Origin of the sequence: Halomonas sp. R57-5, assembly GCF_900070345.1 — a bacterium.
GTDB classification, from domain to species: Bacteria; Pseudomonadota; Gammaproteobacteria; order Pseudomonadales; family Halomonadaceae; genus Vreelandella; species Vreelandella ventosae_B.
Window position 1 is genome coordinate 3211184 of sequence record NZ_LN813019.1, and the last position, 13186, is coordinate 3224369.

Annotated in this window: 12 protein-coding genes; 3 read left to right on the forward strand and 9 right to left on the reverse strand. The window is 55.4% G+C overall.

The annotated features are described in order from the left end of the window. Positions 1 to 14: 14 nt before the first annotated feature. The 4 genes from sixA to HALO_RS14855 form a co-directional block, all read right to left on the reverse strand. On the reverse strand, positions 15 to 494 hold the full coding sequence (sixA, locus tag HALO_RS14840; protein ID WP_050713583.1) for a phosphohistidine phosphatase SixA: 480 nt from the start codon (positions 492 to 494) through the stop codon (positions 15 to 17). Then, positions 487 to 1554 (reverse strand): NAD(P)H-dependent glycerol-3-phosphate dehydrogenase, encoded by a 1068-nt coding sequence (locus HALO_RS14845; protein ID WP_035578308.1) that lies wholly within the window; start codon positions 1552 to 1554, stop codon positions 487 to 489. Before HALO_RS14845 ends, sixA begins: the two co-directional genes overlap by 8 nt. Positions 1555 to 1661: 107 nt before the next feature. After that, the gene (gene htpG / locus HALO_RS14850; protein WP_050713584.1) at positions 1662 to 3596 is read right to left on the reverse strand and encodes a molecular chaperone HtpG; all 1935 of its coding nucleotides are present in this window, start codon (positions 3594 to 3596) and stop codon (positions 1662 to 1664) included. A 136-nt stretch (positions 3597 to 3732) separates the two neighbouring features. Further along, on the reverse strand, positions 3733 to 4065 hold the full coding sequence (locus tag HALO_RS14855; protein WP_035578304.1) for a YkvA family protein: 333 nt from the start codon (positions 4063 to 4065) through the stop codon (positions 3733 to 3735). Positions 4066 to 4203: 138 nt separating this feature from the next. On the opposite strand from HALO_RS14855, the gene HALO_RS14860 reads away from it, so the two are divergent. Then, positions 4204 to 6153 (forward strand): transglycosylase SLT domain-containing protein, encoded by a 1950-nt coding sequence (locus HALO_RS14860; protein WP_050713585.1) that lies wholly within the window; start codon positions 4204 to 4206, stop codon positions 6151 to 6153. A gap of 38 nt (positions 6154 to 6191) precedes the next feature. Here the strand turns inward: HALO_RS14860 and HALO_RS14865 are convergent, their stop codons facing one another. After that, positions 6192 to 6848, reverse strand: a complete 657-nt coding sequence (locus HALO_RS14865) for a LysE family translocator (protein WP_035578298.1) — start codon at positions 6846 to 6848, stop codon at positions 6192 to 6194. Between the two features lie 133 nt (positions 6849 to 6981). Here HALO_RS14865 and HALO_RS14870 point away from each other — a divergent pair, with 133 nt between their 5' ends. Continuing rightward, positions 6982 to 7185 (forward strand): cold-shock protein, encoded by a 204-nt coding sequence (locus HALO_RS14870; RefSeq protein WP_007114660.1) that lies wholly within the window; start codon positions 6982 to 6984, stop codon positions 7183 to 7185. Between the two features lie 79 nt (positions 7186 to 7264). Here the strand turns inward: HALO_RS14870 and HALO_RS14875 are convergent, their stop codons facing one another. The 4 genes from HALO_RS14875 to HALO_RS14890 form a co-directional block, all read right to left on the reverse strand. After that, positions 7265 to 8077, reverse strand: a complete 813-nt coding sequence (locus tag HALO_RS14875) for a hypothetical protein (protein ID WP_035578296.1) — start codon at positions 8075 to 8077, stop codon at positions 7265 to 7267. Positions 8078 to 8121: 44 nt separating this feature from the next. After that, positions 8122 to 9078, reverse strand: coding sequence for a lipid kinase YegS (gene yegS / locus HALO_RS14880; RefSeq protein ID WP_035578293.1), 957 nt, complete (start codon positions 9076 to 9078; stop codon positions 8122 to 8124). 44 nt (positions 9079 to 9122) lie between these two features. Beyond that, positions 9123 to 11753 carry an aminopeptidase N gene (gene pepN, locus HALO_RS14885; protein WP_035578290.1) on the reverse strand — a complete coding sequence of 877 codons (2631 nt, stop codon included), beginning with the start codon at positions 11751 to 11753 and terminating at the stop codon, positions 9123 to 9125. Positions 11754 to 11819: 66 nt separating this feature from the next. Then, complete coding sequence (locus tag HALO_RS14890; RefSeq protein WP_050713586.1) at positions 11820 to 12305, reverse strand: YajQ family cyclic di-GMP-binding protein; 486 nt, start codon at positions 12303 to 12305, stop codon at positions 11820 to 11822. A gap of 248 nt (positions 12306 to 12553) precedes the next feature. On the opposite strand from HALO_RS14890, the gene cobO reads away from it, so the two are divergent. After that, positions 12554 to 13153, forward strand: coding sequence for a cob(I)yrinic acid a,c-diamide adenosyltransferase (cobO, locus tag HALO_RS14895; protein WP_035578285.1), 600 nt, complete (start codon positions 12554 to 12556; stop codon positions 13151 to 13153). Positions 13154 to 13186: the final 33 nt, after the last annotated feature.

Consider the following 13186-nt stretch of genomic DNA (forward strand, 5'->3'; position numbering starts at 1 on the left):
GGCATTTAAGGTTCTTAAAGCTGGCTGGGCTGGGTAAAGCGCTTCAACTGTGCACACCCCGCCGCCCATACGTCAGCCTCAAGCTCGGCGATAGCGGCGGTAGGGAAGCCAACTCCCTGGGCTGGGCTACCCTCGACTAATAATCCGGCCAACTCTCCCACCAGCGGCATATGGCTGACCAGCATAATTGGCGCGCCCTCAGGCTGCTCAAGTAGCCAGTCGCTTACTGCACCGGGGGAATCATCCGGGGTAATAAAATCAAGCGTCTCAAGTGATGTTTTCAGCGCGTCACAGAGCGTTTGCGCGGTCTGCTGCGCGCGGGCATAGGGGCTGGCATAAACCCTCGGCACTGGCAACTCACCCGCAGCAATACGCTCGGCCAGCCAGCGCGCCATTTTTTCGGCTTCCAGCTCGCCGTGAGGCGTCAACCGGCGCGCCYGGTCGGGATACCCCGGCGCGGCCTCGCCGTGGCGCATCATTAGCATATCAGGCATGCCAGCCTCCATTTTCTCTATGCGCCTGCTGCACCGCTTCACGGGGCAGAATAAACTCTACGTCACTGCTCTGCTCACCCATCATTAAGGTACGCGCCATATCCTGGGCAGGTACGCCGTCAAACAGCACGTGATTAAGGCCCTCAGCAAGCGGCATGTAAACGCCCATTTCACTCGCTTTAGCGCATACCAGCTTAACGGTATTCACCCCTTCTGCGACTTGACCAAGCGCATCAACCGCTTCTTCCAGCGTGCGGCCTTCCCCCATGGCGTAGCCGACCCGGTAATTGCGCGACAGGTTAGACGAGCAGGTAACAATCAAATCCCCCACCCCCGCTAGACCTAAAAAGGTCATCGGGTTAGCCCCCTGGGCGACGGCAAAGCGGCTCATTTCCGCTAAAGCGCGGGTCATCAGCATGCTGCGGGTGTTTTCCCCCATGCCCAGCGCTGCCGCCATACCGGCAGCAATGGCATAAATATTCTTCAGCGCACCACCCAGCTCAACGCCGTGGCGGTCATCGCTGGCGTAAACGCGGAAATAGCGGCAGCCCAATGCCTGCTGAACCCGAGTGCGGGTTAACGGATCTGCACTGGCAATCACCGTGGCGGTTAGCTGTTTATCGGCGATTTCAGAGGCCAGATTGGGGCCAGCAATCACGCCAATATGGCTAAAGCCCGTCTCCTGCTCAAGCACTTGGCTCATCAGCAGAAACCCATCCTGCTCAATTCCCTTAGTCGTACTGACCAGGATCTGCTCGGGCCTCAGCCATGCTTTCGCAGCTTGCACGACGCTGCGAAAAGCCTTGGAGGGAATCGCGATCAGCACTAGCTCGGCGTCGGCCAGCACGGCTTGAAGGTCGGTTGAGGCCTCCATGGCCGGATTCATTGCGTAATGCGGCAGATAACGTCCGTTACGGTGCTCTTGGTTGATTTGCGTGACCAGCGTTTCATCACGCATCCACTGGCGAACACGGGCGCCGTTGTCAGCGGCAATACTCGCCAGCGCCGTACCAAAACTACCGCCCCCCAGCACCGCTACGTTGATTTGCTGCTCAGCCATAATAATAGTGTCCTAAGAAGTCTTGCAGAACGTAAACCCTACTCTATCAAAACAGACGGCCCGCTGGGGTAACCAGCGGGCCGTCGTCGTTAACGCAGCGTATTTTATTAAGCCGTTAGAACGCTATTCAGGCGCTTCACGTAGGCAGCAGGGTCATCCAAGTGGCCACCCTCGGCGATGATCGCTTGATCCAGCAAGATGTAGGCTAGCTGGGTAAACAGATCGCCTTCAGCACCTTCCAAACGGGCTACCAGCGCATGGCTGGGGTTAAGCTCAAGGATCGGCTTCACCTCGGGCAGCGGCTGACCAGCGGCCTCCATAATGCGGCGCATCTGGTAGCCCATCTCATGCTCGGGCAGCACCACGCAGGCCGGTGAATCGGTAAGACGGTGGGTCACTTTGACCTCTTGAACGCCATCGCCCAGGGCTTCTTTAACACGCTTGACCAAATCTTCTTTGGCTTTAGCGGTCTCTTCCTGGGCTTTCTTCTCTTCTTCGTTTTCCACATCGCCAAGGTCAAGCTCGCCCTTGGCCACATCGGCAAAGGTTTTGCCGTCGAACTCGGTGAGATGGCTCATTAGCCAGTCATCAATACGATCAGACAGCAGCAGCACTTCGATGCCTTTTTTGCGGAAGATCTCCAGGTGCGGGCTGTTTTTGGCCGCATTGAAGCTATCCGCCACCACGTAGTAAATCTTCTGCTGACCCTCTTTCATACGCTCTACGTAGTCTGCCAGCGCATGCTCTTGGGTAGCTGTATCGGTGTGGGTTGAGGCAAAGCGCAGCAAACCAGCAATTTTTTCGCGGTTGGATGGATCTTCACCCGGCCCTTCTTTAAGGACGCTGCCGAAGGTATTCCAAAAGGTTTGATACTGCTCTTTATCCTTGGCGAGCTTTTTGAGCATATCCAAGCCGCGTTTGGTGAGCGCCGCTTTGATCTTATCCACATTGGGGKCTTGCTGGAGCAATTCGCGGGATACGTTGAGCGACAGTTCGCGGGTATCCAGCACGCCTTTGACAAAGCGCAGATAGAGCGGCAGGAACTGCTCAGCGTCGTCCATAATGAACACGCGTTGGACGTAGAGCTTAACGCCCCGGGCGCCGTCGCGGTCAAACATATCAAAGGGCGCACGACCCGGCACATAGAGTAGGCTGGTGTACTCAAGCTTGCCTTCGACCTTGTTGTGGCTCCAGGTCAGCGGGTCAGAGAAATCGTGCGCAACGTGCTTATAGAACGCCTTGTACTCATCGTCGGAAACCTCGCTCTTGGGGCGCGACCAAAGCGCCGTCGCTTCGTTTACGGTTTCCCAGGTAGTCACTTCACTACCTTCGATGGGATTGCCTTCGTCATCTTTCGCCGTTTCCGTTTTCGGCATGCGCACAGGCACTTCAATATGGTCCGAGTACTTGCGCACCAAGCCTTGCAGGCGATAATCGTCGGCAAACTCTTTGGCGTCGTCTTTCAGGTGCAGGGTAATTTCGGTGCCGTGCTGGGCACGCTCGATATCGGCTACGGTAAACTCGCCTTCCCCTTTTGAACGCCATTCAACGCCCTCGGCGGCTGGCGTGCCCGCTTTGCGGGTACGTACCGAAATTTCATCAGCGACAATAAAGCCCGAGTAGAAGCCAACGCCGAACTGGCCGATCAGCTTGGCATCTTTCTGCTGCTCGCCGGAAAGCTGCTTGAGAAACTCAGCGGTACCGGAGCGCGCGATGGTACCCAAGTTGGCAATCACGTCTTCGCGGTTCATACCGACACCATTATCACGTAGCGTGATGGTGTTGGCTTCACTGTCGTGCTCGATTTCGATACGTAGTTCGCTGTCGCCTTCGTAAAGTGCATCGTTATCAAGCGCCGCGTAGCGCAGCTTGTCGCAGGCATCTGCCGCGTTTGAAATAAGCTCGCGTAAGAATATCTCCCGGTTGGAGTACAGGGAGKTAATCATTAAATTCAGCAGTTGCTTAACTTCGGTTTGAAAGCCAAGGGTTTCTTCGTGGTTGGCTGGTTTGTCGGTCGCTTGTTCGTGGGTAGCTGTCGTCATGCGCTTAGCCCTTATCAATCACGTTGAGTCATGTACCCCTGCGTGATACCTGCAGGGGCTTAAAGTGGTTTCGTGAACTTGATATGGGGCTAAGCAGGGATTTTTCAAGCAGCGGAATGTTAACAAATCGTGGGTATTAAGAAGGTGTCATATCGGGATCGGTATATTTCCAGGCCCGATAGCCCTCTAAGCGCTGATCGATACGATTTAGCAGCCAGCCGACAATCAGTACATCGTCCACCACACCGATTAGCATCAGAAAATCGGGAATCAGATCGAAGGGCATTATCAAATAGCCCAGCGCTAATGCCATCATGCCAAATGCTGACCAGGGGATAGGCCGAAAATCACCGCGGAGCACATCGCGGGTCATGGGTATAAACAGTTTTAACGCACGTACAATGCGTTTTGTCGCCCAAAGGCGGGATTTGAGTCGACGTAAGAACCACCAAGTGGATAATGGGGCCATCGTAATTAGATCCTTTAAGTATCTGGGCGGTCAGATCATGACTGCGGGTATTCGTTCAGTATAGCGGTTGCTCAGCAAACTAGGTGGGCTGCTCCCGAGCCCAGATAACGTGCCACCGATTGATAGAGAGAGAGCACCATGTTGGTTTCGCCATTTCGCCATATCGCTCGTCTGCTGTGTACAGCACTGCTGGCTGGGTTACCCGCGCTTTCCTGGGCGGCTTCAGACAGTGAGTTACGTGATGCCCTCGCTGCCGCAAGGGAGCAGCAGTGGGCGCGGGTAGATGAACGCGCCATTGAAGACCACACGCTGCGTGGCTACGTGGAATACCACCGCATAAGGGGACAACTGCCGAATGTCTCCCCTGACCGAGTGCAGCAATTTATTGATCAATACGCCGACTCTCCGTTAGCGGGCTGGATACGCGGTCAAGCCATTGCCAAGTATGGTCACGCGGGGCGCTATAGCGACCTGCTCGCGGTAGCCGACGGTGAACCGGCGGGCACCGCTCGCCAATGCCACTACTACACGGCGTTGCTCGCTAGTCAACCCCAACTGGCGAGCGAGGCAGGGTTAGCTTTATGGCGTGTAGGCAGCTCTCAACCTGACGCCTGCGACCCGCTATTTGAGCGTCTGCGGGCCAATGGCACTATTGACGCTACGGCTATCTGGGAGCGCAAAATGCTCGCCTGGCAGGCAGGAGAAACACGCCTCTCAAGCTATCTTGGCGGGTTATTAAGCGGCCAATGGCAAACTGCCCTGGATACGGTCGATAGCGTGGCAGCGCGCAGCAGCGCGATTACCCAGGCGCCCGCTTGCCTAGGCCCGGAGTGCGCCGCCACGGCAAGCTTCTACCAGGCTGCCATGCAGCGCTATACCCGCGAAGATACATCGGCAGCCTTTGCCGCTTGGCAAACACTATCACCACGCTTAAACCTGCTGCCCAGTGACCGTGCAGCCATCGAAGAAGAGCTTGCCTTTTACGCTCTGGTGCGGGATGTCCCAGGCACGCTTAGCTGGGTCGACGGCGTATTACCGACACTTGACAGCGAGCGGGTGTTAGAGCTGCGGGTCCGCCATGCGCTGGCCAGCCGTGACTGGAATGGGGTTATCCACTGGATCGCTGAAATGCCCGCTAGCCAGCAGGAGAATAGCCGTTGGCAGTATTGGCTGGGCCGCGCCAACGGACAGCTTGGCAATCAAGCAGCGGCAGAAGCGCGCTACCAGCAGGCTTCCCAGGATCGCAGTTTTTACGGCTTTGCGGCAGCAGAAAAGCTTGGCCAACCCTATCAACTGAATCTTGAGCGCAACCATTTTGACGCAGCGTCGCGCCAACGTGTTGCCCAACTCCCCGCCGTACAGCGCACCGAGGCCTTGCTACGCATTGGCGAAGATGGGCTGGCCAACAGCGAGTGGTTACACGCGGTACAGAGCGGCTCTCCCCAGCAGGCGCGCGCATTAGCCGACTACGCCGCTCAGCAGCAGTGGCATGCGCGCTTAGTGCAGACCACCATTGCCGCCGAGATGTGGGACGCCTTGGACTGGCGCTTCCCTCAGGCTTACCACGACAGTTTTCAGCATTGGGGCCGAATGACGGGCGTTGATCCCTACTTATTGATGGCGATTACCCGGCGTGAAAGCGCTTACAACCCCAACGCCCTATCACCTGCAGGAGCCCGCGGGCTTATGCAGTTGATGCCCGGCACCGCTAGCCAAGTCAGCCGCGAACTGGGTATTAACGACCCTGGCCCCTACGGCGTACTCGACCCCGAGCTTAATATCCGCCTGGGCAGCACCTACCTGCGCGATAAACTGCAACGCTATCAGGGTAATCGCCTAGCCGCCGCGGCGGCCTATAACGCAGGCCCTGGCCGCGTCGACCAGTGGCTTGGCGATGGCGTAGAAGCCTTCGRTCTGTTTGTGGAGAGCATCCCCTTCCGCGAGACCCGCGACTACGTCCAAGCGGTGCTCAGCTATCGGGTGATTTTTGAGAGCCTTGCCAACGGCGGCAGTAGCGAAGGCGTTTCGCTGCTAAGCGATAACGAACAGCAGGTGCGCTACSACCGGGCGCTACTTGCCCGCCGCTAAACCGCATCCTCTGCTTTAGATTGACGCCAACGCCCGGTTTATACCGGGCGTTGTGTTAATGCCAGCCGAATACCAAACACCACCAATACCGCCCCCGTAGCGGCGTTTAGCGTTTGCGCAAAGCGCGCACTGGCCAACCACTTACCGGCACTCCCCACCATTAGCACTACGCCGATTTGCCAGATATTGGCGATGATAAAGTGCACCCCCGCCAACCACAGCGACTTCAGTAAAGCAGGCTCGCCGGGCGCGATGAACTGAGGCAAAAAGGCCATATAGAACACCACTGTTTTAGGATTCAACACATTGGACAAAAAGCCCTCTTTGACCGGCTGCCAGCGAGAAACAGCCGATGTGCCCTCTAGCACGCCATTAACCGGCAGCGGCTGGCCTTTCCGCGCCGCCAACAAGCTGGTGATCCCCAGCCAAATGAGGTAGCCCGCCCCCACTAGTTTCAGCATATGAAACGCCCAGGCGGATTGCAGCAAGATCAGCGAGATGCCCAACGCCGAGATCGTGGCATGCACAAACAGGCCACAGCAGATAGCAAGACTGGTGGTAACCCCATCCCTAATCCCCCCACGCGCCGTATTACGAATCACCAACAGGGTGTCAACACCGGGGCTAATCGTTAGCAGCGTGATCGCTACTAGAAAGGAAATAAACTGTGCATCAATGAAACCTAACTGCATCATGAGTGCTTACTCGCAACGAAATAAAAAATCTTAGGAATGTCGCTGGACGACAGCCGCGTTTGCATCTAGAGTAATTGTAGCGGGTGGACAATTGAGTTGCCCGTGATTACTAAGCATGTTAAGGAAATAGAAAATGGCAACTGGCACTGTTAAGTGGTTCAACGACACTAAAGGCTTCGGCTTCATCTCTCCTGATGACGGCGGAGACGATCTGTTCGCCCACTTCTCCGAAATTCAAGCTGAAGGCTTCAAGACCCTGCAAGACGGTCAAAAAGTCAGCTTTGAAGTGACTCAGGGTAAAAAAGGCCTTCAGGCTTCCAACATCCGCCCAGCTTAATTGCTAACGGATGGACAAAGGCCCGCATTTGCGGGCCTTTTTTATTGCTGATCGATAACGCTAATCGAGCCCTCAGCGATCACCCTTCATCACTGCGAGAATCACCGTTCGCACCGCTTTCCTGGCTATTTTCACTGCTTTCAACATCGCTGCCAAGTTCGCTTGATGGCTCAACAACCGCGCCACTCTCAGCCTCTCGATTTTCTAACTCTTGATACTGCTCTTCAAGCCGCTGCTGTGCTTCTTCAAAGCGGCGTTCGGTATCTTCAATCAAGGCATCAACATCGGTTGCCTCGCGATCATCCTGCAACGGCGTGCGCTCTGGCAAACTGCTTTCGGTGTCCCAACTCGGCGAGACATCCTCACTTTCCATCGGCTCTAATGATGGCGCCTGCTGCTCCACCTCCTGAAACTGCTCTTCTAAACGCTGCTCCGCTTCTTCGAAGCGGCGTTCAGTTTCGGCAATGATCTCATCCACATCAGAGCGTGTAGCCTCACCCGGCATAGCACCCTCTTCATCGAGCACATCTTCAGGATTAGCCGCCAGCGTATCTTCTCCCGCTTCAACCTCTTCACCGTCTGCCGTCGCATTGCCACTGACGCCACTAGACTGGGTATCGTCCTCGCGTAATGCTTCCGCTCGCTCAAGCTCTTCAGCGGCTTGGCGCGCTTCAATGTCATCCTCTACCTCTTCGGGACTGGACATATCTGCCGCATTTTCAGCGGCGTCTGGAACCTCTTCCTCGCCCGCCCCCTCATCACGAGTCGGCTCTTCATCCGTCACCGCAGCATTATCATCAGGTGTCACGCTGGGATCATCCTGGGAGTCTCCGCAGGCACTCAGCAACAGTGCCACGGCGGCGAGTGCGGGTATCCACACGCGATTTGCCATTTGATTCTTCTCCTTTGTAACGTTAAAAATCTAAATCCAGCCTGTCATGGATGATTGGAGGAGAGCAACGGGCACTCCTCAGGTAGCAATACGCGCAACGCAAGGGGCACTACTTCCGCGCAAAACTGATCATAGTAGCGCGCCTCGCCATCGAGCGTGAGTGGCCAAGGTGACTCATTTGGCTGAGTGGTCACCGTCAGTTGGGTAGTGGTGAAATAGCGCACGAATCGCCCGTCATAGGGAAAGCTTTGCAGCTCGCTGATGAGCTTGGTCAGTTCCGTTACCGAGCTGAAGTCTTTAACCAGCAGCACGTCCAAGCGACCATCATCCAGCTTGGCACGGGGCCCTAGCACTTGGCCGCCGCCTGATTGACGCCCATTGCCCAGTGCCAATAGCAATAACGAGGCGCTCTCCTCTTTCTCGTCCCAATGCAGCGTGCCGCGATAGCTGCGATGGCGCCACGCTTTTAGCGCCCCCATCACGGAGTATGCCCCGCCCCCGAGCAACCGCTTTAAGGTTTTCGGTGTCGATGAGGTGATTTCAGCGCCAAACCCACCGGTGGTCATATTGATATAGTAGCTGGTGGCTGATTCACCACCAGCGCCTGCGGTCACGCGCACAACATCAATGGGATAGGCGTTCAATTCCCTTGCCGCAGCCAAAGCGGCGCTTGGCTCCAGCGGCAGGCCGACCGAAGTCGCAAAGTCATTGGCACTGCCTAGTGGCACAATGCCCAATGCAGGCCGTCGATCATGGGGCAGACGCATCAGCCCATTCATGACTTCGCTAACGGTGCCATCACCGCCACAGGCAATCACATGGGTGATCCCCATGGCGTCAGATTGCTCAGCAATATCAGCAGCGTCGCCCCCTTCCCAGGTGGCGCGAACAGTAATCAGCATCCCTGCCCGACGTTGTTCGTCGACTGCTTCACGCAATGCCGGATTACCGGCGGATTTWCCATTAATAATCAGTAAATAGTGTTGCTGAGAATCTGTCACTGTTGTTATTCCTTTCCTTAGGATACACGTTTAATAGCAATACCTTATGCCAATGCCTTCTCGACCACCTCGTAAACATTTGCCGATAGCGGCTGTTGCTTAATGCGTTCAAGCTCAGACCGCATCAATGCTTGGCGGGTTTCATCAAAGCGCTGCCAGCGGGTTAGCGGCGTGATAAGCCGTGCGGCAATCTCTGGGTTGAGCCGATTAAGCTCAATGACCACATCGGCCAGCAGTTGGTAGCCTTGGCCATCCAGGCGGTGGAAATTCACTCGGTTCTGAGCAAAGGCCCCCACTAGCGCGCGGACTCGGTTGGGATTTTTGAGTGAGAAGGCGGGGTGCTGCATCAGATACTTCACCCGCTCAAGCACATCCGGCTGGGGACGCGATACCTGAACCGTGAACCATTGATCCATCACCAGCGGGTCATGGGCCCACTTCTCTCCGAATGCCTTCAAGGCGGGTGACGCCAAATCATCACGATCACTATGCACCAGCTGGGTTAGCGCTTGACGCACATCGGTCATATTGTGATCAGCAGCAAACTGCGCCTCACACAAGGCCAAGCCCTGCTCATCCTCAATCGACATCAGATAAGCAAGCGCCACGTTTTTCAGGCTACGCTGAGCAATTTGCTCCGCTGTCGGCGCGTAGGGCTCCTCCGCCACATTGGCCTCATAGACAGCCAGAAACTCATCGCGCAGGGCTACGGCCAACGACTGGCGGACAAATTCACGCGCAGCGTGTATGGCATCAACATCAACAATAGGCTGCTGCTCGGCGATATAGGCTTCAGAGGGCAGCGTCAACATCTCAGCCAATACCGCTTTATCACTCATTGGCCCGTTCAGCAGGGCTTTAAAGGCATCCACAACGCGGCTGTCCATGACCTTTTCAACCCCATTGCGATGGGCGGCAATCAAGTCATCCAAGGCCAGTAGTGCCAGGCGTTGGCCCGCATCCCAGCGATTGAAACCATCGCTGTCGTGGGTCAACAAGAAGGCAAGGTCTTCCCGTGAGTATGGGTAATGGATCTTCACCGGCGCTGAGAATTCGCGTAGCAACGAGGGCACCGGCGCTTCGGCAACATCGGTAAACACAAACGTCTGCTCGTCATCACGCAGGTGAATGACCGCATCTTTGCCTATTTTTTCGCCATTGAGTGTCAGGGTGAGATCCTGGCCCGACTTGGTACCCACCAACCCCATACGCACCGGAATATGCAACGGTAGCTTATCCGGCTGGCCTGGCGTTGCAGGCGTGCGCTGACGCAGCGTTAAGTGGTACTCACCGTGCACGTAGTCATACTCGCCGTGGGCATCAATGTCCGGCGTTCCCGCCTGGGAGTACCAGCGCATAAACTGGCTAAAATCTTCACCGGAGACTTCCGCCATACAGCCGACGAAGTCTTCAATGGTCACCGCTTGGCCATCGAAGCGTTCAAAGTAAAGGTCTGAGCCGCGGCGAAAATTCTCCTCTCCCACCAAATTACGCAGCATGCGGACAACTTCAGCCCCCTTCTCATAAATCGTCAGGGTGTAGAAGTTGGTGATTTCAATATAGTGGTCGGGGCGAATCGGATGCGCCGTGGGACCGGCATCTTCGGCAAACTGGGCAGTACGGAAAAAAGACACATCCTGGATGCGCTTAACCGGCGCTGAATTGGTATCCGCCGAAAAGCACTGGTCACGAAAGACCGTAAAGCCCTCTTTCAGCGAGAGCTGGAACCAGTCGCGACAGGTGACACGATTGCCCGACCAGTTATGAAAATATTCGTGGGCAACGATCCCTTCGACACTCTGAAAAGCAGCGTCAGTGGCCGTCTGAGGATGGGTCAGTACCGCCGCAGAGTTAAAGATATTGAGGCCCTTGTTCTCCATCGCCCCCATATTGAAATCGTTGACGGCCACGATCATAAATAGATCCAGGTCGTACTCGCGGCCATACGCCTGCTCATCCCACTCCATCGCCCTCTTTAACGCGGCCATGGCATGTTCGGTTTTATCCAGGTTGTCTTTTTCCACCCAAATCTGCAGCGTCACGTCACGCCCGCTCATGGTGGTGAAGTGATCCTCTACACTATGCAGATTACCTGCCACCAGGGCAAACAGGTAGCAGGGCTTGGGGTGCGGGTCTTCCCAAGTGACAAAATGACGACCGCCTTCCACCTCGCCGCGCTCTATTGGGTTACCGTTTGCCAGCAAAATCGGCTCGCGCTGCTGATCACCGATCACGGTGACCTTAAAGGTCGCCATAACGTCCGGGCGGTCGGGGTAAAAAGTAATCCGACGAAAGCCTTCAGCTTCACACTGGGTGCAGTACATAGCGTTGGACTGATATAGCCCCTCTAACGCGGTATTCTCCTGCGGAGCGATCTCCACCTCGCTTTCCAATGCAAATCGCTCGGGCACCTGAGCAATGCGCAGGCCTTCATCATCGAGTGCATATGCCGAGGCTTCCAGCGGCGTTTCATCAATAGCCAGGGAGATCAGCGTCAGGTGCTCGCCATTTAAGACCAGCGGGGCATTAACGTCAGCCTCTGGATGTCGCTCCATCAACAGTCGCGCTTTCACACGGGTCGCGGCGGGGTCAAGATCAAACGTCAGCTCGGTATGAGTTACCCGGTAGGCGGGTGGCTGGTAGTCGCTTAAATAAACCGGCTGCGGATCAGACATAGTGCGTGACTCCTGTATAAAACGAATGTTACATAATTAAAATGTTCGACAGCTGAACACCATCGCCTAGTCGCGGAAATTATCAAACTGGAGTGGCAGATCCGGCCCCTCTTCGCCGCGCAGCAACGCCATAACCGCTTGTAAATCGTCGCGATTTTTGCCCGTCACACGCACCTTCTCACCCTGAATTTGCGCCTGTACTTTCAGCTTGCTGGCTTTAATGCGCTTGACCACATCTTTGGCTTCCGCCGCGTCGAGCCCCTCCTTGAGAGCGACTTCCTGGCGCGCTTTCACGCCGGAGAGTAGCGGGTCTTGCACATCCATACAGCGGGCATCGATGCCCCGGGCGATGAGACGTGCGCGCAGCACATCGAGCATTTGCTTAAGCTGGAAATCAACTTCCGCCTCGAGCTGCACTTTGTCGCCTTCAAGGGTGAAGCTGGCATCAACACCTTTAAAATCAAACCGCGACTGCACTTCTCGGTTGGCTTGATCAACGGCGTTAGCGCCTTCGTGTTTATCGAACTCTGAGACAATATCAAATGAGGGCATGATGTAATTCCTGATAAGAGATGGCTCCTATTCTAGAGCAGCCAGACCCCTAGGGGCCAATTCTGTTGTTTTTTGTTGGTTTTCAGAATGAATTACTAAGACAAAGGTTCACAAGGCATAGAAAATATCTATACAAAAATTATCTCAAAGTACGACCATAGAGATGTTCAACCCTCGGCGGATGGCTTAGGCTAACGGATTATGAATTTTGGTTATTTTTTAGCTTGCTGCTTTTACCAGGAGATATCATGAGYGACCGCGACACCCGCCACAAAGCCTCTATGGAGAAGCTCAAAGCGCGCGTAGAGGAGAAAGTCGCCAGTGCCAACGAGCAGCGCGGCCTAATCATTATTAACACCGGTAATGGAAAAGGCAAAACAACGGCTGCCTGGGGCACGGTTACACGCGCCTTGGGCTACGGCTACAAAGTGGGCGTGGTGCAGTTTATTAAGGGCCTGTGGGAGTGCGGCGAACGCAATCGATTGGAAGATGATGCCAACCTAGAGGTGGCGATAATGGCCACTGGATTTACCTGGGATACACAAAATCGCCAAGCGGATACTGACGCCTGCCAGGCGGTGTGGAAAGAGGCTGAGCACATGCTGGCCGATCCAGAGACCTATCTGGTAGTACTCGACGAAATCACTTATATGCTCAAGTTTGGCTATTTGGACATCGCCACAGTTAAGCAAGCATTGGAGAATAGACCTCAAGAACAGACGGTGATTATTACTGGCCGCAACGCTCACCGCGAGCTCGTCGCTATGGCCGATACGGTGACCGAGATGCAGGAAGTTCGCCACGCCTTCAACAATGGTCTTAAGGCACGCCGTGGCATCGACTTTTAAATAGCAAAAGGGGCAACTAAGTTGCCCCTTATT